The sequence below is a fragment of the Paenibacillus algorifonticola genome (genome assembly GCF_050481745.1).
GTDB lineage: Bacteria > Bacillota > Bacilli > Paenibacillales > Paenibacillaceae > Pristimantibacillus > Pristimantibacillus algorifonticola_A.
Map to the genome: position 1 here is coordinate 1 of NZ_JBCNGR010000002.1, position 21,418 is coordinate 21,418.

Genomic DNA, 21,418 nt, shown 5'->3' on the forward strand with positions numbered 1-21,418 from the left:
GATACCATTCCACCATAGCCGTAGCCTTGCGTTTCTGCTGGCGATACCATTCCACCATAGCCGTAGCCTTGTGTTTCTGCTGGCGACACCATTCCACCATAGCCATAGCCACTGCTCATACCGCCTATCGGATACATCCCGGGAGGACACGGATTATAGCCTCCTCCTCCCTGGCTCACAGGGCTAACCATAGTCGGCTGTTGCCAATGACCGTAACCACCTGTTTGTGTAGGTGATACCGTTGTAGGCATGCTGTAGCCTCCGTATTGCGGTAAAGAAGGTGCAGTTGCAGCAGGAGACACAACTGTGGTCGGGTAAGTCGATGAAGCTTCTACCGCAGGCGTACCGTATTGCATAAACAAGTCAACGCTTTGCTGATGATGAGAATAAACCGGGTACATCTTTTTCTCCACTGGCTTCTCAATCGGCAGCGGTTTTGGCAGCGGTGCCGGTACTGCCTCTGCCTCTGCCTCTGCCTCTGGTAATGTTGGCGTCACAATGGGGGCGGTTGGCACCTTCGTTATTGGTGCAGTTGGCGTTTTCGCAATCGGAGCGGTTGGTGTCTTCGTTATTGGCGCAGTCGGCGTTTTGCCAGGTATTTGTCCTGTCGGCTTTTTACCGCCAACCCATTGCTGTACGCCTTGCATGACCGACAGCGGGTGAAGAGCATGATGTCCTGTATGACCGCCTGTTCCTGTTCCCGCTGCCGTCGTCCCCATTCCTGCTGCGGTTCCCGTTTCTGTAGCCGGTGTAGTCGTCATATGCCCCGCTTTAGGCACATTGACGATTTCGCCTGTCATGAGCACATTGGGATTTTTAAGTTGAGGATTCGCTTTGATCATATCCGCGAGCGGAACTCCCCATGCTTTGGACAGTTTCCACAGCGTATCCCCCTGCTTCACCACATATTGGTGCATAATGTCCATTCCACCCGTTTCATGGGAAGAAGACGGGATTTTAATTTTCATACCCACCTCAATGACGTCTGGATTCGTAATGGAAGGATTAAGCTTCAAAATCTCCTCAACCGTAACATGGTGCTTCTGACCGATTAAGTAGAGAGAATCGCCTTTCTTCACTACATAAATTTTCACTTGCCGACAACCTCCTGTCACGTTCTTTAAATAACTAGTATGCTTGCTACCGTGCATGCATGCTTGCTATCAATCTTTATATCCTATGCAGCACATGGGCAGGTGTCCCCAACTTTGAAAAAAAAATAGCGAGCCGCAGCCAACTTCCCAGAAGCTGTGCGTCTCGCTATTAGCAAAATTTAATTCCATCGGCCTAATCCGGCCGCTTAAACTAACCTTACACCCAGTATGACATGCGGCCACCTGCCACATATCCCCAAGTTACCCATTAGACTGCTGAAGCTGCTCGTACGTAAAGCTTGGATAACAACCAAGCACCCGCACCTGACAACCGATGGCTTCAATTTCAGCAATCGCTGCCGGCAGCAGCACCGTATCAAGAGACATCTCAATGTCGATATAAAAATAAGAATTGCCCAGCTTCTTCTTCGTCGGACGCGATTCAATACGCGACAGATTGATGCGGCGCCATGCAAACGCTGACAACACCTGATGCAGAGCGCCTGGATAGTCATCCGGCAAATTCACCAAAATACTCGTCTTCTTGAAATCAGAATGCCGCGCCGTATAAGGCTGCTCGCCAACGAGCAAAAACCGCGTATAGTTGTTGCTGTGGTCGGTAATGCTCGCCTGCAAAATATCCAGCTCATTGTTCGCCGCCGCTCTTGAAGTACCTATCGCCAGCCAGCCTGCTCCCGGGTTGTCGCGTACGATACGCACCGCTTCAGACGTACTTCCGACATGCTCCGTCTCAGCATGGGGGATTTCGCTTCTAAGAAACTGCAGGCACTGCGCCATTGCAACGGGATGGCTGATTACTTTTTTCACACGGGAATAATCTACGATGCCATACTCATTCGTCAGCTCCGAACGACGGCCGATTAAATTTTGTATCGAAGGATATACCCATTCGGCTTGAATCGGCAAGTCCACTTCATGAACCATCCAGTCCATATGCAGGCTAACCGAGCCTTCAATGGTGTTCTCGATCGGGATAATGCTATAGCCGCTTTCCCCTTTGACCGTCGACAGGAACACATCGGCAATAAGCCGATGATGCTTCCACACTACTTCTTCTCCTGCAAAAAGCTGCCGTGCCGCTTCGTCTGATACTGAGCCCGCCGGCAGCAAAGCAACTGATTTCGTCGTACTCATACGGCCTCTCCTCTAATCCGCTCAAGCAAACCCAGCGATTTTGTGCCAGCCTTTGCCTGCTCTATAGTCACGCTCGGTCCTTCCGCACATGGCTTCAGCCATAGCGTCTGTGCTTCAATTCCTTCCTGCTTCAACGTCTCCAGCAGAAAATGCTCCAACTCCTGCTTGCGAGGACTGTCCGACTCTACAAATGCGATCAGCGTTGGGCCTGCGCCGCTTAAAGCTGCTCCCAGCGCGCCAAAATCGGCTGCTTTAGCCAAAATCTCAGCCATCCCGGGAATAAGTGCTGCCCGGTAGGGCTGATGCAGGCGATCCCGCATCGCATGGCGAATGAGCCCAAGCTCGCCGCTCGCAAGCGCCGCAACGAGCAGCGAGCTGCGGCTCACATTAAAGACCGCATCCTGCATGCTGATTTGTTTCGGCAGCGCATGGCGCGCCTTCTCCGTAGACAGCTGGAAGGAGGGTATCGCAACGAGCGTCTCCAGCTTCTCATGCGGCGCCAGACGAACATAATCTGCCCGCTCTCCATCCCACCAAGCGGATACGACAATGCCGCCGAACAGAGACGCGCCTACATTGTCCGGATGGCCCTCCAGTGCTGTTGCCATCTGAAACAGCTTATCATCCGACAGCGGACTGCCGATTAACGCATTGGCGGCAACCAGCGCACCCACGATGGCTGAAGCGCTGCTGCCAAGTCCGCGTGTAAGCGGAATATTGCTGTACATCGCAATGTCCAGCTCTGGTACTTGTACGCCCGCTTCCTTGAATACAAGCTGCGCCACTTTATAAATCAAGTTTGACTTATCCTCAGGGATGCCTTTCATTTCGTCTCCGTACAAGCGAAATACCGTATGCTCAGCAACCGACATTTCAACCCAAGCATACAAGGAAAGCGCCATGCCCAGCGTATCGAAGCCTGGACCCAAATTAGCAGTGCTCGCAGGCACCTTTACGATTACACGACGGTTATTCATAACGTTATAAAGCTCCTTCGATTGCTAGTGTTGGCTTAACCTTCAACGCGATACACGCTTTTCACCTTGCGGACAACATCCAGCTCTTCAAAGGTTTGCAATACCTTCTGCATCGCTGCTTTATTCGCATCATGTGTAATAACGATTATTTCTGCCTCTGGATTGACTGGATTCGGCTGTTGCAGAACCGACTCCAAGCTTACTTCAAAGTCTGCAAAAACTTGAGTAATGCGCGCTAGCACGCCTGCGCGATCTGCTACATGGAGAAGCAGGAAATATTTTGAGGAAATCTGCTCATCAGTTTTGAGCTTCTTCTCCTTATAGGTCATAATGTTTTGTTTGCCGTTAACGCCAAGCTTCAAGTTTTTCACAACGGCAACGAGATCGGCAACAATCGATGTAGCCGTAGGCATGCCGCCAGCGCCCGGACCATAAAACATCGTTTCTCCAACTGCCTCGCCATGTACATATACGGCGTTGAAAACGCCATTGACTGACGCGATAGGATGCGAATGCTTAACCATCGTTGGCTGTACGCTAATGCTGAACTCGTCATCTTGACGCTCTGCGATGCCAAGCAGCTTAAGCTCATAGCCCAGACGCTTCGCATATTGGATATCTTCGCGACTGACCGATGAAATCCCTTGAACGGATACATCATCCAAGGCCACATTGGCACGGAAGCCAAGCGTCGCCAAAATCGTCATTTTGCGCGCAGCATCCAGCCCCTCAACGTCAGAGGTCGGATCAGACTCCGCATAGCCGAGTGCTTGAGCTTCCTTAAGCACATCGGAGTACGAAGCGCCTTCCTGGCTCATTTTCGTCAAAATATAGTTCGTCGTGCCGTTAACGATACCCATAATTTTAGTAATCCGGTCGGAGGAGAAGCCTTCGATCAAAGTGCGGATAATTGGAATGCCGCCAGCTACGCTCGCTTCATAAAGCACATCGCAGCCATGCTCCTGAGCAACAGCCAGTATTTCCGTCCCATGCAGCGCCATCAAATCTTTATTGGCAGTCACGACATGCTTGCCGCGCGATAAAGCTTCAATAATATATTGCTTCGTCTGTTCAATACCACCCATTACTTCGACGATCACATCAATGTCCGGATTGTGGATAATTTCCCAAGGGTCTTCTGTCAGCTTGGACGGATCGATCGAAATGTCGCGCGCTTTGCTTTTGTTGCTGACCAGCACCTTCGCAATTTCAATTGCCGAGCCGGTCTGGCTTTGCAGATCCTCCTGATGTCCTTCCACAATGCGGACGACACCTGTTCCTACTGTTCCAAGCCCTAACAAACCTACTTTAATTGGTTTCATATGATACCCTCCATTTATCCTTCAATAATATATCGTTCTATTTCATCAGCCTTGCCCGATTACGGCGGCTTTACGTACGCCCTGCTGGCTGCGAATAACATCCATTAAAGAGTCCAAATCCCCGCTGAGCTGGGAAACGTCAACTGAAATGACCACATGGGCAAGTCCTTGCAGAGGAATGCTTTGGTTCATTGTCAGCACATTGCCTTCATGCGTCGCCACAAGCGACAGCACCTTTGACAGCACGCCCGAACGATGCTCCAGCTCCATAGATATCGTCACCAGCCGCTCACGGTTAATCTGATGCATCGCATAAACGCCATCCTTATACTTATAAAAAGCGCTCCTGCTCAGGTTCGCCTTCTCGGCTGCCTCATGCACCGTTGCCGCTTCCCCTCTGGCAAGCATTTCCTTTACCTGCAATGTCTTGAGAATGGCTTCCGGCAGCATATCCTCCCGTACAGCAAAATACCGCTGCGTCACTTCCGTCCCCCCTAAAAAGACATTTGTTCTTCTATAAAGGACATTATAGCGGAATCATAAGGCTGGGGCAATAGGTTTAAATGATAATCCGCTTTTAAACGGGAATAGGATTCAAAAAAAACCGTTCCCTGCAAAGGCAAGCTTCGCAGGGAACGGATTCAATTACATATAACGGGCCGTTATTACGGCAAAGCGTCTGGCTCGCATGCAGCGCGGTCTACTGCTCTGTCCAACTTACAGTCAGCTCGGAAACTCCTTCTTCTGAAGCTAGTTTACCGCCAATGATTGAAATAAATTCGGAGCCGGAAATCGTCCCTTGAATAATAATATTTTTATCATCGATCGTCTGGGCGCCGTCCTCCAGCTTCTTTTCATTTACATAATCTTTATAGGATTGGCCTAGCTTGTCGAAGTCTTCCTTCGTCTTAAAAACAAGCAAAACCGATTTTTTGCCGTTATCGATATTTTCAGTCGAATTTATAATAACCGCATCATCGGGAATCGGGAAATCGGCAGGCAAATAATCGGGTCTTGCGCTTGCAGATGATTGTCCATCACCCTTTGTTTCTGCTTTTCCCTCATCTGAAGGAGATGCAACGGCATCGCTTGGCGTCGCTTCCGCTCCAGGGCTTGCGCTTTCCGCTGTATTTCCCGGCGCTGCGCTCGCTGATTCCTGTGGAGCTGAATGGGTTCCACCAGCAGCATTATTGCCGCAGGCGCTTATGACACCCGCTATAATAACAACAGACAATAAAGAAAACCATCTATTTTTTTTCATGTTCTAACATCCTCTCATTTCATAAGCAAAAGCAATATTACCACATAAAGAAGGAGACGGCCAGCATTCACCATTTTTAAATATATCAATGACGCGGTTTCAGCCAGTCAATTTTCCGATCAGGTCACCGTAATTTGTGAAACGCCTTCTTTTGAAAGTGTCGTTCCCAACAGCCAAATGGAGTGTGTTTTATCGATCGAGCCCTCAATCATAAGCTTCGAATCGCAAACGTCACATTGCCGTCTTCCAGCTTTTTATCCATCTCGGGCCATGTCAGGTCCACTGAAACTGAGGCCCCTCTACCTCCATCCCCCGCCTCATCGCTGCAAGCACCCGGCCAAACGGATTACTCACCATCGTAATTATCTCTACTTGCATATACTTCATTTACGCCGAATCAGTATGCTGCCCTGTATAGCTATTACACCTTTTTGAGCAGGTTGTAACAGCTTTAGCATCATTTTCTGAAAATACAGCGCATTCAGCAAATAAAAAAAGACGGCATGCGCCGTCTCCTTGTGCCAATATTCGATTAAGCCATATAGTCGCTGCCTTCAAAAAACTCAAAGGTGAAATCGCCGATTTGCACCGTGTCGCCATCTTTAGCGCCATGCTTGCGCAGCGCTGCATCAACACCCATTTTCCGCATAATTTGGGCAAAACGCATGACTGAGTCATACGAAGTGACCTTCATACGCTTTAAATATTTCTCGATGCTTTCGCTCTCGACAACGTACAGCTCGTTCTCCTTGCGAATCGTATAGCTGGATTCCTCGCGTTTCTCGAACGTAAACACCTTGCGCTCCGTAACATCCTTCACTTCTTCGATTTCCAGATCATCTGGAACCGACTCCAGCGTATCCATTGCCTTGTACAACAGCTCCTGAACACCCTGCTTCGTCAAGGAAGACATCGGCACAATAAGGTATTCCTTCTCGCCGCGCACTTCCTCCAGCTGCTGCTTGAACATCTCCAAGTGCTCGGCCGCTTCCGGCATATCCATCTTATTAGCTGCAATAATTTGCGGACGGTCAGCCAGCTTCTCATTGTAGAGCACCAGCTCTTCATTGATTTGCAGCCAATCCTCAAATGGATCGCGCCCCTCAGAGCCGGACATATCCAGCACGTGGATGATTACGCGAGTACGCTCGACATGGCGTAAAAACTCATGTCCCAGACCTACGCCCTCATGCGCGCCTTCGATTAATCCCGGTAAATCCGCCATTACGAAGCTGCGGTCATCGCCAACGTCTACAACCCCTAAATTCGGCGTTAGCGTTGTAAAATGATACGCGCCGATTTTCGGCTTGGCCCCGGATACGACCGACAGCAAGGTAGACTTGCCTACGCTTGGGAATCCGACCAGACCTACGTCTGCCATTACCTTAAGCTCAAGCACAATCCAGCGTTCTTCACCTTCTTCACCCGTCTCGGCAATATCTGGAGCCGGGTTGTTAATCGTTGCAAATCTTGTATTGCCGCGTCCGCCGCGTCCGCCTTTTGCTACAATAATTTCCTGGCCATGGCGTGTCATGTCGGCAATGATTTCCTGCGAGTCATCGTCAATAATGATCGTGCCGGGAGGAATGCGTACGATCATATCATCCGCACCTGCACCATGCATGCTCTTCACTTTGCCGCGCTCGCCGCGCTCGCCTTTAAAATGCTTCTGGTAGCGGAAATCCATCAGCGTGCGCAAGCCTTCATCTACGCGAAAAATAATATTTCCGCCTTTACCGCCATCACCACCGGCAGGTCCGCCCTCCGGTACGTATTTCTCACGACGATAGGAGACGATGCCGTCGCCGCCGTTGCCGCCTTTTACAAATATTTTCGCTTTATCGACAAACATGTTGTGCCCCCGTTCAAGCGCGCTTTTCCGCCTTAAGCCGTATTTCCTCCTGCGGATGTTCAATATCGACCGCCTGCAAAGTCGCGCCTTTCAACTGCTGTTTTATTTGATCCTTCAATTGTTGCTCGTCAATTAGCTCGCCTTCCAGATCGAAAGCAACGTGGAGCTGCTGCCCGTCCCAATCCAGTGCCAGCGTAAGAACGGCGACTTCGCCAAAACCAGGCTTAACCGCCAGACGATAGCCATTCATTATACCAATTAATGCTTCGGCGATTTCGGTGCCAGCAAGCGGCAGCTCAACCAAATTCAAATCCTGCTCAATGTCCACCTTCAGCTCAAGCGAGCTTGTCAGTGTACGAAAGCCCTGAATGTAGCTGACGAGCGCTGGCTCCCCGAGCTTTGAAATTTGGCTCTCCGTAAGCATCTTTGCCCTTATTTTCTCCACATATTCCACCGTTTTATCCGGTTTCTGCATCCGTGTGTAGCCATATAGCACTTGCAGGTCGTTCATCCAGTCATGCCGATGATGGTTAAGCGTCCTCATCCCCGCGGCCTGCAGGCTGTGTATCGTAAGCGCGAGCTGCTTCTTATGCTCACGCCGCTCCGAGCAAATCCAGATGGCTGCAGCAGCCGCAAACCAAAGCATGAAAAGCACAAGCAGCCAGACTGACGAAGGCCATACAAGCATAGCCACAGCCGGTAGCACAATAGAAAAAGCCGCGATGTGCTTTGCCGATTTAATGCGATCCATTCATTGATCCCACTTTCTCCCGCATGTTTCCCAGCTAATTCAGTATAACATGTCGCTGCATTAGCCGATAGGTCTTTAAGCAGCAAATGCCCCGGCCTACACGCGAGGCCGGGGCATTTGCTGCTATTATGCTTCTACTGCTGCGGCTACTGGAGCCAGGTCCACTGGATACACGCTCACTTTTTTGCGATCGCGTCCCCAACGCTCAAACTTTACAACGCCTTCGACTTTCGCATAAAGCGTATCGTCTTTGCCGATGCCTACGTTAGTTCCTGGGTGAATTTTTGTTCCGCGTTGGCGGAACAAGATGCTTCCAGCAGATACGGTTTGACCGTCAGCACGTTTAGCGCCGAGACGCTTCGATTGACTGTCACGTCCGTTCTTTGTGGAACCTACACCTTTCTTCGAAGCGAAAAGCTGAAGATTCAGTTTCAACATGAGATTTCCCTCCCTCATTCAAGAGATTGTTGTTTAATCACAACATATTTTCCGTAGGACTCTGCAATCGTATTAAGCATCACGATCATCGACTCCAGCAGCAGCTGCACCTTATGAGCGGTTTCCTGATCAGCTAAAACCGGAATATCCGATGATAGCCATCCATTATCCATTACATAAGGAAGCTTCACATCTGCCAGAGCTTCAATCGAGTTGACCGTACCGACTGATACAGACGATACGCCAGCACAGACGATGTCTTTGCCGAGCTTCGCATACTTCGCATGACCTTTAATCTTAAACGATGTAATCCGCTTGTCAGCATTTCGTACAATCGTAACCGTGATCATAATAATCCTCTTACGCTTGGATTTTGCCGATCGTTACTTTTGTGTACGGTTGACGATGACCTTGCTTACGACGGTAGTTCTTTTTGGCTTTGTATTTGTAAACGATGATCTTTTGGCCTCTGCCTTGTTTTTCAACAGTAGCAGAAACAGTAGCGCCGGAAATAACTGGAGTACCAGTTACAAGACCGTTAGCACCGGATACAGCCAACACGCGATCAAACGTTACGCTTTCGCCTGCATTGGCGTTCAGTTTTTCGATGAAAAGCACATCGCCTTCCTGAACTTTGTATTGCTTGCCGCCAGTTTCGATAATTGCGAACATTGTGAGTGCACCTCCTTATTGTCGAAGACTCGCCTAATCCAGGTGAATGGCAGCATGGGCTGCTATTGCTTGTACCCGATCGGAGCGGTATCTGCAAGTCCGCTGCATATAACAATCAGACATACTTGAACATTTTAGCATACAAAATGGAATCAAGCAACCTCCTTTCTCCGAATTTGTCTAGCAATAAAACGATTTCTCCCGCTTCATTGTCCCAATGATTTTAATTTTGTATAATGAGGCCAGTCTTATAAAACGCTTTTTATAAAAACATCTGTCTAAGGCGAGCACGCAATAACAGGTAGACGACTCATCGTTCATGCTACCATAAGCAAAGGAAGGTTTTGCGGCATGGACGCCATACTTCCAGCTATCATTGAAAGGAGACAAGGACATGGATTATCGGATCGTGGAAAAAGAAGCTTTTCAAATTGTCGGCTTATCCTATGAAGTTAGCTGTAAGAACGGACAAAATTTCATCGACATCCCTAAACTATGGGAGGCATTCAACCATAGCGATGCGCCTTCCGAGCTGTATTCTAAAGGAGACGGGGCTATTATCGGTGTCTGCCTGGACGGCCAGCCCGATAAAGAAACCTTCACCTATATGATTGCCACTAAAGTGACGCCTGATGAAGCTGATTCAGAAAAGAAATATACAGCCCGCACCGTTCCCGCGGCTACTTGGGCCATATTCACTTCGACCGGTCCTCTGCCGGATTCGCTTCAAAACGTATTCCGCCGGATATTCCAGGAATGGTTTCCCGCAACTGGCTATGAGCATTCTGGAGGCCCGGAGCTGGAGGTTTATTTCGAAGGCGATACTTGCGCTGAGGATTACCACTGCGAAGTGTGGATTCCGATTATGAAAAAATGATCCGCTCAAAATAATGCGAATCACTAGTCACCGCGCGTATTAGCCATTGCGTATTATACTTGCATGTGAACAGCCAAATTAGCTTCAGCCTGCTGAAATCAGCAAAAGCGGCCACTGAAAGGGATGCCCTTCAGTGGCCGCTTTCTTAATTTGCATATACACTCCATAACGTTATTTCATGCTTAAGCCTGCGACTTCCTTCCGCTTCCTCCGCAGCATGGACAGCGCTCCGTTAACTGGCCTGCCGCGCCCTCCCGCGCCTTTTTGCGGGTCACTTCCATAAGCCCTAGCCTTGTCCAGCCAACGACCGAGCATTTAGTCCGGTCCTGCCTCGCCCATTCATTCAGGCGCGCCATAATCCGCTCGCGGTTTGGTTCATTTTCCATATCGATAAAATCAATAATAATGATGCCGCCCACATCACGCAGCCGCAGCAGCCGGGCAATCTCATCAGCCGCCTCTAAATTCGTGCGGAAAACGGTATCTTCTAAATTCGTAGCACCTGTAAATTTGCCCGTATTCACATCAATAACAGTTAAAGCTTCCGTCTCCCCCCATATGAGAGAGCCGCCGCTTGCGAGCCGAATATTCGGCTGGAATGCTTCATGGACCTGCCTGGTGACATCAAAAGCGTCAAAAAGCGCAAGCGAGACGCTCTGGTCATACAGCTTGAGCCGTTTCTCGAGCTGAGGCGTCATCTCCCTCAGCAGCGCAGCTGCTTCCTGCAGACGGAATGCATCATCAATCCATACCTCTTCCACTTCCATATCAAGCGTGTCGCGGACGATTCGCCGCAGCAGCCCCGCCTCCATATGCAGGCCTGCTGGTGCTTTTGCCTCCACAGCCTGGCTTATTATACGCTCCCAGCTGGCGCGAAGCTGGGCAACATCAGCCGCAAGCGACTGCTCAGACTCACCTGAGGCCGCCGTCCTTAGGATGATGCCTTCCTCGCCTTGCAGCAGCTGTTCGCCCACTTCGCGCAGTCTGGCACGCTCGCTGTCGGCAGCAATTTTCCGTGAAACGCCTACGTACCCAGCCTGCGGCATGAGCACCAGCCACCGCCCCGGCAATGTAAAATGGGTCGTCACCCTGGCCCCCTTGCCGCCAAGCGGCTCCTTCATTACCTGTACAATCAGCTCATGACCTGGCCGAACGAGCTCTTCAATTGAAGGCTTCGTCTCCGGCTGCTTCTCCAAATTGGGATGCAATAAATCATCTATATACAGAAAAGCATTTTTGCCAAGGCCAATATCTACGAATGCTGCCTGCATGCCAGGCAATACGTTAATGACACGCCCTTTGTAGACATTGCCTACGAGGCCGCTTTTCTCCGACCGTTCCATAAAAAATTCCATGAGCCGGCCATCCTGCAAAACAGCTGTTTGAAGCATTTCTCCGTCACTGTGCATCAACATTTGCTTCATCTCTCAAACATCACCCGCCAGCTCTCACGTTTTCTTTTATATTAACATAAGAAGAGTTATTTAAAGTAGTTCAATTCACTAGCGTTGCATAAAATCTCTGATCCCCAGAAAAGTGAATATTCAAAAAACAAATTATCGACGTGAAATGAAAGAGGTCGAACAGCTCTCAAAAGTAGCTCTTCCGTTTGGTTTAATTATACATTTATGTACTTATCTATTCGTTCTTGCCTACGGCTTGCTCGTTCATGTTTTGGCGAGCTTTCGCTGTCGCCCGCGAGATGTTCGACTCGGCTTTTTCTTGAGTTTCCTTATCCAGCTCCCACAAGGCTGCCATAATAACTTCGTCGGCCAACGCGTGAGTTGTAGTAAGCTGTGTTGTACCTTTATTTCCAGCTTCACCAGCGCCAATAAGCACAAGGCGATGAGTGCAATCCAGATCAGGTTGGTAACAGCCTGATTACTCGTCCCATAAGGATGTTTTTCTGTAAGTACTGCTTCATCCACTTAAAAAGGTCTCGATCGCCCAGCGACTGCGGTACATCTCGCTCATTTCGTCACACGTCAAATCGAAGCGATTAGTTATTAGAAAGAGTACATTTCCTTGCGAGTCTTCAGTTTGAACCATTCGCAGGATGTGCTTCATCTTTTTCTGCTGAGAGCCGATTCGGACGAGGCAATCAGCTGCTACCAGGCTCATTTACAATTTCCTCCATCTGCGTGCGATCATTTTTCTTCGCTACGGTTACCGTCGCTTTCTCAGGAATAACCTCACTATCGTCCAGGAAAGTCAGTCTCATGTGGATTTATATGCCCGCCTTTGTCTTGCGGAATTCGACCCATTTGAATTTCTGCAGACACAGCGTGATAGTGGTGGGGTCAATGATTTTGATTTTATGGCACTGAGCGTTCATCCCCTGCCTGGCCATCACGCGCTTTGCTAACCGTTCAAACACGTGCCTGAGAAGCTCGGGATCCACTTGTTTGTGCTTGCGGCTGAGCTGTGAAGCCGAGATTGAAGTCAGGCCGAGCTCGCACAGTACATCGTCGGCGATATGGCGCAAGCCGTCACGGTTTTGAAGTTGGGCTAGCAGAAACAACTTGAGATAGGCGGTGGTTGTCAGCTTTTTCGCATATTTATCCTTATGGGCGTCCGCCACGGCTGTTGTGAACGTTTTTGTGCAATCGGTGCAAGCCGTTTACCAAATGAAGAAAATAGCGTATGATTGTCCATGCTGAGATCCTTTTCAGTGGTTTTATGGACGAGTCTACCTCTCCAATTCATTGTAAAGGATTTTTTTCTGTGTACTACCAAAATGAACAGAATCTTATGAAAATTCCGAGAAGATTAATGCAACGCTAGTGAGTTCAATTAAGTAAAGATGAATTTAAACTTATTGAAATCCCTCCTGCCTCTGTCTTAAATTTGACATTGAATAATAATTAATTTCTAAATTACAAATAACGTGAGTACACTCACCTATTTAAAACATTTACTTACATTACATATTTCGTGATTCTCTATACTCTGAATTCTTCCCCATTAGATAATTTAAATAAAAATGCCCGTGTGAGTATATAGTTGGGCGACTTGTCTGTTAGACGGTTGCTTTTCTTCGTCACCTTTCATAAAATTAAAAGCTCGGCTTCGGCTTCGTCCGATTCAACCACTAGGCATAGGAATGCAACAGTAATTTCGTCAGTCAAGGGTTTAATTGCAACAGACAGTGCTCAACCTTTCACTCCAACTTCACGAGCAAGGGCAAGAAGAACGCGATAAACGAAATCCAAAGCCGATTTTGAACATCATGATCACTTTAACCGTGAAAATGCTTGAACTGAATATGCTACTTAATTCACTTTAGAAACGTTTCAATCGTCCAGCGGCTCAGACGTGAACGAATGTAATGCCGCTTTCACAGTAGTGATCGAATGCCTCATAGCCTTTGTAGCTGGTCAAGCACATACGTAACTCCAAATTAATCAAACTGAGAGCGGTCGATCTTCTTATCAGTTGTAATCTATGCTTTGTCCTGAATGATGTCGTTTTCGTCTACATGTGCAATTCGCATGTGGAGCTTGATTTCCGCTTGGTCTACCGAAACTTTGCCCATTTTTACTTCTGTAACCATAGATCGACGTTTGTTTAGTCGATGAACTTGCCAATTCATTACTGATTGACGACAGGCTTGAATACCTGATGGAGCAGATCAGGATCCATCAGGTATTCAAGCCTGTGACTTTATTTACCGATCGAGATCATTGTAAGTCTAAGCTCGAATTGGAAAGCCTGACTCTACACATCGTCGGTGACATGCCAAAGCCCTGCTTCGCTCTTTGAAAGCGTATACATACAGATTCAGTTAGGCTGCATTCTCAAGCTTCTCTTGACCTATTTATCTTGCAGGGTTTAGAAACTCAATCTGTGAACAATGTTGTACATACTCGTGCTATTCATTACCAAACAATAAAAATAGCGTATACCTATCCATGAAATAAACATTTTCAGTGAATTATGGACAGGTCTATCTACCATATCTATTGAAAAGGATTTTTCATGCTCAAGTTTTGATAAAACAGAGAGTTTTTAAGATTTGAAATAAAAATGTAACGCTAGTGAACAAAACTGATACTTCAAAATAATACGGTTTTTCATTTAGGTAGTTAATCAAAAAAGAGGCTAACTATAATCATTAGCCTCTAAAACCATTCTAAATTTTAAGTTTTATTAATTGTACGCATTTCCTGCGCCTTTCATAACACCGTTATTAATATTTGAAAAATATATTCTGTAGCCTGATCCATCAGGAACATTACTGTAAACTAGAGAGAACCAAGTCCCATTTTGTGGAACTTGATTTTGTACCGTACCGGTTCCATAAAATACATCAGTACCGTTAACATGTTTAGTAATTCTATACTGAATATAAACGGAATCAGTCGTTACTATTTCTTGCCATCCCTTCAATTCAACACTCCCACCTGATTTAGAAAAAGACTGGTTACTAATTAAATACTTTCCACCCGTCAACTGTTCAATATTCCAATATAAAACAGAAGCGAAGAGACTTATTTGAGCACTAGCTTCATATTCCTGATCTAAAGGCTGCTTTTCAACTTTTCCGTTTACATTTGAACTTTTTGAGTTCAAAGAAGAATTTTGTGTAAGGTCTACTGATAAAGCTTCCTTTACTACTTTCCACGAATTATTTTCCTTTGTTATTACATATGGCAAATCAGGCAATGTACCTGTAATATCCCATGTCTCTTGAATCGTTGCTTTGTAGTTTTCCGAGTCTACCCGTTGGATTGAAGTAACTTTATAATTGAGGATTTGGCTATCATTAAATGTACTTTTGATAAATTCTAGTGCATTATTCCCGCCCTTTTCAACACGTTTATCAATTGAATATTTAAGCATATCATCAATGTCTTTCTTTTCAACAGCTTCATAATACTTGTTTATAACTGAAATAACATCAACTTCATCTTTCTGCGGATCAACTCGAATCCCTTGAGCACTTACTGGGATTGTTGTGAAAATAATAAATAATGACACAATCATCACCAATGAATACCTTCGCAAAAAATTCATTTAAATACCCCCAAATAATTTTTTTCCAAAATTGGAATATCTTAATAATATCATATGCCAAATTATTAATCAAATTTTCCAAATTAGTATATTTTAAGAGTAAGTACAACTTTTAAAATAACCCATGATTGATTTGTGAATAAGAAAACCATACAAAGATGAATAGGCCACGAATCACAACCTTCTTAGATTGCGGAAACGAATTGAACCCAATTGAAATTGTTTTATGGATTGCATGTTATGCTGGGGTCATTTTATAAGCTTAAGCTACTTACACCATGATAAATCTAAAGGTATCAGGCTTTGTAAGTTCTCGTTAAACCTAGCGAGATAATTTGCTAGGAATGTCCGAATCTCACGAAGGAGATCGACAATGTCGTTAGTATCATAGGCCCGTCAGTTAAGACGTTCTCTAGTAAGATCTATCGACTTTAACAACTCATCATAGCCTGTCACACATTTATGAAATTGTCCGCTCATGAGCTCAAAACGCAAAGGGTTGATTAGCGCAATTACCATCGTTTAAATTTTGATATAAAGTCTGCTTCAGTAGCGTCCGATCGCCTGAAATGGCTGCTCCTTTAGCCTGAGCATTATAAATGAATACGAACGATAGTTACATCATGCATGGTATTTCGAAGTATGGTTCTATCGCCACATGTTCCAGTAACTGATCTTATCCGACAGTGATGAAAACAGGTGTATACACTTTATTAAGAAGCATAATAATCCGATAAAGCACACTGGTTCTTTTCACCTATAGCATTGAATTCAGCATTGTGATTTTTGCAAGCCGCCCTTCTGCGTTTTCTTTCTCTAGGAAGGAGTTCCTTTACCATTGTTCATCTTATATTCCATACAGATTAACATTTTTCCTATTTTACCACTATTTTAAATTTATTCATAATGTTAAGAAAGTCACTAGAGTGATTGTAAGGCATATCAAGTGAATAAAACACCCAAGATATAAAAGAACCTTATTCCATGAACAGAAATCAGGATAATTAAACCCTATCAATAATAATAGGGAAAAGCACTTTATGAATCTAAGAAATTAAATGAATCACTGCAGCAGTATACCGTTACGTAACTAGCTAATATTAAACTATCCCTTATATATACTTTAATCCATACGATGGATTGCATATTAATGCTTGCGTAACCTTATTCGCAGAACTTTAGTCAAGGTTCTAGCTTACTACCAAAATAGTATGGCTATCTCCATAAACATGTCCCATAAAACAGAGAATCCTCTTAATTTCAGCAACAGTTAGTCACAAAATGGAGCGCACTGTTCATCATTACATGAGAGTATATTTTTCTAATTCCTATTTCATATTTGTAGCTTTGCATATACGTGGTACCCACGTATTGTTACGGAAGTAATCCTTGAGATATTTTGATGATAAGCCGTAATTGATGTTTTATGGTAGGTATCGAATTGGACTTGGCAATCCCTCTAACTAAATTAATAATATAATTTTTTGGTTCAAAACCGAAATTAGTGCTTGACGAAATAATCCAAGGTTGAAAATGGAAAAACATCCGCTAATCCTGTATTGTTGTAAGTCCTACCCAACAACAAAAAGGAATAAACAGATGCAGATCCAGTATATCAATGAAATGCTTAACATACCAGAGCTAACGATTCATAAGATTCTGCTGATGAGTGGAGATGAAATTCATATAGAAGTAAAGCCCTTAGCCCCAAAGCAATGCTGTCCGGTTTGCCATTCAGACGAATTTGTTACGCTTAAAGGAAGCAATGGTATGTGCACCGTTCGGCACCTTCCTGTTTTCGAGAAAAACGTGTATCTTTTGGTTCCAAGCATCAGGATGCAATATTCGCAATGCCATTCGGGTTTTGTTTGGGTATACGATTTTGTAAGGGCTAAAGAACGTTACAGCAAGCTTTTTCGAGAGCGAATAGTTGAGCAAGTGCTTGGCTCTACAGCAGCACATAGCGCTCGTATGCAAAAAACGCCTGCAAGCACCGCACATCGGATGCATAACGAGGCTCTTCCCTTAGAAAGCGAACGACTTTCCGAGCGAGCATGGAAACAAGCGATCGAAAGCACCGGGTTAGTTTTAGGTGTCGATGACTTCGCCATCAAGAAAGGGCATACCTACAACACGGGTATTCATGATTTGAGAGGTGGAACGTTACTCGATATTTTACCCGGGCGAAAGCTAGAAGAATTACGTGCTTATACCCAGCAGCATCCTGGCTTTCTATTATTAACGCCAAAAGCAGTTGTAATGGATTTGGCCCGGGGCTATCACACATGGATCAGTGAATGCTTTCCGAATGCCATTCGGATCACAGACCGATTTCATGTTCAAGGTTATATCATTGAGGCCATTCAAGAAGTTCGCAAAACGGTAGAACGCTGGCACCACGAGCGAAGGCCATTCTTAAGGCAAATCGTGGGCTCTTGAATGCACAAGAGGGAGCTCTATCTACCGAAAATAAAGCAAAGCTAGATGAACTACTGGGCTACTCCGACCTCCTTCGCGAGGTTTGGGTATGGAAAGAAGCCTTTACTGCATGGTATGACTATTCACCGAATGTCGATGTAGCATCCAGGGGCTTCATTCGTTGGTGCGAACAAGGAGAACAAATAGAGCATGAGTCGGTCAAAAGCGCACTAAAGAAAATGCATAATTGGAAAGAAGAAATCATCAATTATCATCGTTGCCGCTGGACTAACGCGACAGTAGAGGGTCGACATAATCGGATTAAAGCTTTTCAACGCCGACATTATTTCACGAGAAACCGAGACTATTACAAAGCGGGCATTTTAGTCGAATGTAATCGCAATCGTATTCCAAGTTAAACCGTCAAGCACTGATTTTGAGGTAGAGCCTAATTTTTATGATTATTAATTGAAAAAATCAATAATTGCTCGACTCGGATTACGCTCCATTAAATAACGATCTACAACACGCTGCTCTGGAGCAACCCTTGCGATGCTGGAGCCGCGCTCCATAATATAAAACAGGTGATACCGCTCGCGCCACAGTAAACGAACAGCGTAAACCGCAGAGCGCCTGCCATCCACCAAGATAGGGCTGGCAAGCACGCCTTGCGCTATTTTACGGCTCGCTACCTGGTCGCGATGCATGAGAAAGCGAAGGAATAAATACGGGATGCTCCGATTATAGGTCCAGTTCGTCATAAACAGAAACGTTCCAATGACGAGCAGATTCATTTGAATACCGCCGGCGGGACGCAGCAGCCCTAGCAATGAAACGCTGATCATCAAGCCGCTGAGCACAAGGCTGATGCGTGCCGTCCAGCGCATGACGCTGTAAAAATTCAAGCTATAGCTAAGGGCAGCCTGCAGCAGCTTCCCGCCATCAAGCGGATAAATCGGCAATAAATTGAATAAGCCAATCATCATATTGGCATTAACGACATAGGCCGACCATTCGGAATCCCACAGCCCCAATTGGCCGAGACCCCAGGCAGCTAGTCCCATCCATACATTTTGCAGCGGTCCGGCTATCGCCACGAGCGCATCCTCTCCTGCTGGCAGGCTGCCCGCATCCTCCACTTCAGCCACACCGCCGAAAGGCAGCAGCTTAACTTCACGGATTTGCCAGCCAAAATAACGCGCCACCAGCACATGGCCAGCTTCATGGACAATAACGATTAAAAACAAGGTAAACAGCTCGACAAAATAACCTGTTAATACCGAGGCCGCCATTACCAGCACAAACAACGGATGCACCGACCAGCGAATGCCCCTCCATTTAACCAAGCGGGATCACACTTACCGGATCAATATAGCGGTCGTTTTGCTTAATTGCAAAATAAAGCAGGCTCGGCTCCTCGCCGCTTGCTCTGCGCAGGCTCCCAACCGGGTCGCCCGCTTCCACCCAATCATTCACGCCAACCGATGCATACCCTAGCTTGCCATATACGCTGACTCGTTCGTCCGCATGCTGAACTACGACGGTTACTCCATCATCCGATGGCTCCGAGACTACAAGCACTCTGCCCGTTTCCACCGCATTTACCGCTTCCTCCGATGACCCTGCAAGCTCAACCCCATTCAGCAGCTCGGCAAATGTACGTACGATAGCACCGCCCTCAAGCGGAGCAACGACAGGCAGCTTGACCGTCCCTTCGGCAGCCGTCGCCTCCTTCTGCTCCTCTTGAAAAATCGGAATAAACGTCGGCGCTCCGGCAAACGTTTCTTTATACCATTTTGCCGCACTGGCAAAATCCAGCTCATCATGAAGGGCCTGCGCTACATAAGCTCGGCTCTCTATTGCCCACTTCTCATCAGTCTGATATAAGCCCCATATGCCGGCGAACAAAACAGCAGCCGCAATTATTTTCCAGCGCAGCTCGCGAAAAAAGGGATGTGGTCGTTCACCTTTTGGCGGTTCCGCATACGGCGGTCCTCCTGACTCATGTCCATATCGATAATCCATGCGGCTCGTCCGGCTTCGCTGATCATCCTGTATCTGCGTCCATCCATCCCAAGGATTCGGGCTTTCTTTCCACAATTTCTCCGGATCCCGCTCCTCCTCATCCAGCACGGGATAGGACGGCGGCTCAGCCGGCACACCGTATTCCACTCTTGAAAGCCGCTCTTGCATGAATTCATCCCGAACAGGCTGCTCCATCAATCGTCTAATTTTCTCTTCTCGGCGTTTACGCACCGCTTCCTTCGTATCCATCATCCGTTCCTCCCCCTCTCGCTTGTCAGAGAGCTTGTTTCCTTCTACATCCTTATGAGGAAAAACGGACAAGTATGCAATTTCAGCAGGCAAAAAGAAAAAGAACGCCGCCTTCTCTTCACAGAGAATGGCAGCGCCCTTCCAAGCAGCAGCTCATATGGTTATTCAGCCAGCTCATACACTTCCTGATGAGCCTTTATACTGAATACGATGCCAATACTAATCATATTCAGGAGTAGCGAAGTACCGCCGTAACTAATGAATGGCAGTGTGATGCCGGTAATCGGCATTAGGCCGATCATCATGCCGATGTTTTGGAAAATCTGGAATACGAACATCGACGCGATGCCTATCGTCATATAGGAGGCCCGTAAATCATGACATTTGAAGGCGATTATTATAATTCGATAAATGAGCAGGAAATACAGCAGCAATAATACAGCTGCCCCCTGAAACCCAAACTCCTCGCCGATGACAGCAAAAATGGAATCAGAGTACGGGTAAGGGATAAACTTACCGTTTTTCATCTCGCCCTGCAGATAGCCATCACCCGTGAGTCCACCGGAGCCTATGGCAATTTTGGCATTTTGGGATTGATAGCTTTGATTAGCAGTTGCAGTATCCGGATGTAAAAAGGTATTAATCCTTGCATACCAGTGCTGTTTTTCTTGTGCTTCTAAAAATGTTTTAATCTCCGTGTTAAAAATATTAAATAAGGAAACAAACAAAATAGTACCGCCAATTGCTAGCCCTAGCCCGATAAGAACATGTTTGTATTTAATATTTCCAATCCATAACATGCCGAGCAAGATAACTAAATAAATTATCGCATTCCCTAAATCAGGCTGCATCATAACTAAAGCAAAGGGCAAAAAGGCAAACGTACCAATAGGCAACAAATCCTGCATAAAACCTAAACGGTCGCCTTTTTTACGTCCCATTATATAGGCTATTCCAACAATAAGAAAAATTTTCATTATTTCAGCAGGCTGAAAAGAAAATGAACCGAATCTAAACCAGCCCTTTGCCTTATTTATCTCAGATCCGAAAAAATAAACCAAGATGAGCAGTGTAACGCCAAATCCATATAATACATGCCAGCTCTTCAGCAAAATACGATAATCAAACACAGCAGAAAAAATCGCAATTAAAAATCCAGCAATATAAAAATAGACCATTTTTTTAGTTGAAGTGTCGTATTGAGAATTATCCCAAGTCGCACTATAAACGACAAGCAAACTAATAGCCATCAGACAGACCAGGATTGCGACGATACCCCAGTCAATTTTTTTGAATTTATTTAGCACAAGG

At 46.3% G+C, this 21,418-nt stretch carries 17 protein-coding genes and 2 pseudogenes; 2 read left to right on the plus strand and 17 right to left on the minus strand.

Annotation, left to right across the window (positions count from 1 at the left end):
- The 11 genes from ABEW34_RS00300 to rplU form a co-directional block, all read right to left on the minus strand.
- Positions 1-1,094: LysM peptidoglycan-binding domain-containing protein (locus ABEW34_RS00300; protein WP_430153828.1), on the minus strand; the 1,094-nt coding region annotated here is incomplete at its 3' end.
- A 261-nt stretch (positions 1,095-1,355) separates the two neighbouring features.
- Positions 1,356-2,249 (minus strand): prephenate dehydratase, encoded by an 894-nt coding sequence (gene pheA / locus ABEW34_RS00305; protein WP_430153831.1) that lies wholly within the window; start codon positions 2,247-2,249, stop codon positions 1,356-1,358.
- Positions 2,246-3,226: a homoserine kinase gene (gene thrB, locus ABEW34_RS00310; RefSeq protein ID WP_430153834.1), complete on the minus strand. Its 981-nt coding sequence runs from the start codon at positions 3,224-3,226 to the stop codon at positions 2,246-2,248. The genes pheA and thrB overlap by 4 nt, the downstream gene beginning before the upstream one ends.
- A 35-nt stretch (positions 3,227-3,261) precedes the next feature.
- Positions 3,262-4,548: a homoserine dehydrogenase gene (locus ABEW34_RS00315; protein ID WP_430153837.1), complete on the minus strand. Its 1,287-nt coding sequence runs from the start codon at positions 4,546-4,548 to the stop codon at positions 3,262-3,264.
- A gap of 45 nt (positions 4,549-4,593) precedes the next feature.
- Complete coding sequence (locus tag ABEW34_RS00320) at positions 4,594-5,031, minus strand: ACT domain-containing protein (RefSeq protein ID WP_056039935.1); 438 nt, start codon at positions 5,029-5,031, stop codon at positions 4,594-4,596.
- 217 nt (positions 5,032-5,248) lie between these two features.
- Positions 5,249-5,809 (minus strand): hypothetical protein, encoded by a 561-nt coding sequence (locus ABEW34_RS00325; RefSeq protein ID WP_430153839.1) that lies wholly within the window; start codon positions 5,807-5,809, stop codon positions 5,249-5,251.
- A 532-nt stretch (positions 5,810-6,341) separates the two neighbouring features.
- Complete coding sequence (obgE, locus tag ABEW34_RS00330; RefSeq protein ID WP_430153841.1) at positions 6,342-7,661, minus strand: GTPase ObgE; 1,320 nt, start codon at positions 7,659-7,661, stop codon at positions 6,342-6,344.
- A 13-nt stretch (positions 7,662-7,674) separates the two neighbouring features.
- Positions 7,675-8,412 (minus strand): Spo0B domain-containing protein, encoded by a 738-nt coding sequence (locus ABEW34_RS00335; protein WP_430153843.1) that lies wholly within the window; start codon positions 8,410-8,412, stop codon positions 7,675-7,677.
- 126 nt (positions 8,413-8,538) lie between these two features.
- A complete protein-coding gene (gene rpmA, locus ABEW34_RS00340; RefSeq protein WP_046229372.1) occupies positions 8,539-8,850 on the minus strand; it encodes a 50S ribosomal protein L27 in 312 nt (103 codons plus the stop codon).
- 14 nt (positions 8,851-8,864) lie between these two features.
- Entirely contained in the window at positions 8,865-9,200 is a 336-nt protein-coding gene (locus ABEW34_RS00345; protein WP_430153847.1) for a ribosomal-processing cysteine protease Prp, read from the minus strand.
- Positions 9,201-9,210: 10 nt separating this feature from the next.
- On the minus strand, positions 9,211-9,522 hold the full coding sequence (gene rplU, locus ABEW34_RS00350) for a 50S ribosomal protein L21 (protein ID WP_430153850.1): 312 nt from the start codon (positions 9,520-9,522) through the stop codon (positions 9,211-9,213).
- A gap of 394 nt (positions 9,523-9,916) precedes the next feature.
- Here rplU and ABEW34_RS00355 point away from each other — a divergent pair, with 394 nt between their 5' ends.
- Positions 9,917-10,399 carry a GyrI-like domain-containing protein gene (locus tag ABEW34_RS00355; RefSeq protein ID WP_430153852.1) on the plus strand — a complete coding sequence of 161 codons (483 nt, stop codon included), beginning with the start codon at positions 9,917-9,919 and terminating at the stop codon, positions 10,397-10,399.
- 182 nt (positions 10,400-10,581) lie between these two features.
- On the opposite strand, the gene ABEW34_RS00360 is transcribed toward ABEW34_RS00355, so the two are convergent.
- The 3 genes and pseudogenes from ABEW34_RS00360 to ABEW34_RS00370 all read right to left on the minus strand — a co-directional run bounded on the left by ABEW34_RS00360 (position 10,582) and on the right by ABEW34_RS00370 (position 15,415).
- A complete protein-coding gene (locus tag ABEW34_RS00360) occupies positions 10,582-11,823 on the minus strand; it encodes an Rne/Rng family ribonuclease (RefSeq protein WP_430153855.1) in 1,242 nt (413 codons plus the stop codon).
- A gap of 803 nt (positions 11,824-12,626) precedes the next feature.
- Positions 12,627-12,986 (minus strand): annotated as a pseudogene (locus ABEW34_RS00365) (DUF4372 domain-containing protein); the annotation flags it as partial.
- Positions 12,987-14,548: 1,562 nt separating this feature from the next.
- Entirely contained in the window at positions 14,549-15,415 is an 867-nt protein-coding gene (locus tag ABEW34_RS00370) for a hypothetical protein (RefSeq protein ID WP_430153858.1), read from the minus strand.
- Positions 15,416-17,014: 1,599 nt separating this feature from the next.
- Between ABEW34_RS00370 and ABEW34_RS00375 the strand changes: the two are divergent.
- Positions 17,015-18,252: pseudogene (locus tag ABEW34_RS00375) on the plus strand (ISL3 family transposase).
- Between the two features lie 45 nt (positions 18,253-18,297).
- On the opposite strand, the gene ABEW34_RS00380 reads toward ABEW34_RS00375, so the two are convergent.
- From ABEW34_RS00380 to ABEW34_RS00390, 3 genes are all read right to left on the minus strand, one after another.
- On the minus strand, positions 18,298-19,179 hold the full coding sequence (locus ABEW34_RS00380; protein WP_430153860.1) for a M50 family metallopeptidase: 882 nt from the start codon (positions 19,177-19,179) through the stop codon (positions 18,298-18,300).
- Positions 19,172-20,110 carry a peptidoglycan DD-metalloendopeptidase family protein gene (locus ABEW34_RS00385; RefSeq protein WP_430153862.1) on the minus strand — a complete coding sequence of 313 codons (939 nt, stop codon included), beginning with the start codon at positions 20,108-20,110 and terminating at the stop codon, positions 19,172-19,174. Before ABEW34_RS00385 ends, ABEW34_RS00380 begins: the two co-directional genes overlap by 8 nt.
- 158 nt (positions 20,111-20,268) lie before the next feature.
- The gene (locus tag ABEW34_RS00390; protein WP_430153864.1) at positions 20,269-21,414 is read right to left on the minus strand and encodes an FtsW/RodA/SpoVE family cell cycle protein; all 1,146 of its coding nucleotides are present in this window, start codon (positions 21,412-21,414) and stop codon (positions 20,269-20,271) included.
- Positions 21,415-21,418: the final 4 nt, after the last annotated feature.

Excerpts from the sequence above, each read along its gene's own strand:
- pheA (WP_430153831.1), bottom strand. The coding sequence starts at position 2,249 with ATGAGTACGACGAAATCAGTTGCTTTGCTGCCGGCGGGCTCAGTATCA.
- thrB (WP_430153834.1), bottom strand. The coding sequence starts at position 3,226 with ATGAATAACCGTCGTGTAATCGTAAAGGTGCCTGCGAGCACTGCTAAT.
- ABEW34_RS00315 (WP_430153837.1), bottom strand. The coding sequence starts at position 4,548 with ATGAAACCAATTAAAGTAGGTTTGTTAGGGCTTGGAACAGTAGGAACA.
- ABEW34_RS00325 (WP_430153839.1), bottom strand. The coding sequence starts at position 5,809 with ATGAAAAAAAATAGATGGTTTTCTTTATTGTCTGTTGTTATTATAGCG.
- obgE (WP_430153841.1), bottom strand. The coding sequence starts at position 7,661 with ATGTTTGTCGATAAAGCGAAAATATTTGTAAAAGGCGGCAACGGCGGC.
- ABEW34_RS00335 (WP_430153843.1), bottom strand. The coding sequence starts at position 8,412 with ATGGATCGCATTAAATCGGCAAAGCACATCGCGGCTTTTTCTATTGTG.
- rpmA (WP_046229372.1), bottom strand. The coding sequence starts at position 8,850 with ATGTTGAAACTGAATCTTCAGCTTTTCGCTTCGAAGAAAGGTGTAGGT.
- ABEW34_RS00345 (WP_430153847.1), bottom strand. The coding sequence starts at position 9,200 with ATGATCACGGTTACGATTGTACGAAATGCTGACAAGCGGATTACATCG.
- rplU (WP_430153850.1), bottom strand. The coding sequence starts at position 9,522 with ATGTTCGCAATTATCGAAACTGGCGGCAAGCAATACAAAGTTCAGGAA.
- ABEW34_RS00355 (WP_430153852.1), top strand. The coding sequence starts at position 9,917 with ATGGATTATCGGATCGTGGAAAAAGAAGCTTTTCAAATTGTCGGCTTA.
- ABEW34_RS00360 (WP_430153855.1), bottom strand. The coding sequence starts at position 11,823 with ATGAAGCAAATGTTGATGCACAGTGACGGAGAAATGCTTCAAACAGCT.
- ABEW34_RS00370 (WP_430153858.1), bottom strand. The coding sequence starts at position 15,415 with ATGAATTTTTTGCGAAGGTATTCATTGGTGATGATTGTGTCATTATTT.
- ABEW34_RS00385 (WP_430153862.1), bottom strand. The coding sequence starts at position 20,110 with ATGATGGATACGAAGGAAGCGGTGCGTAAACGCCGAGAAGAGAAAATT.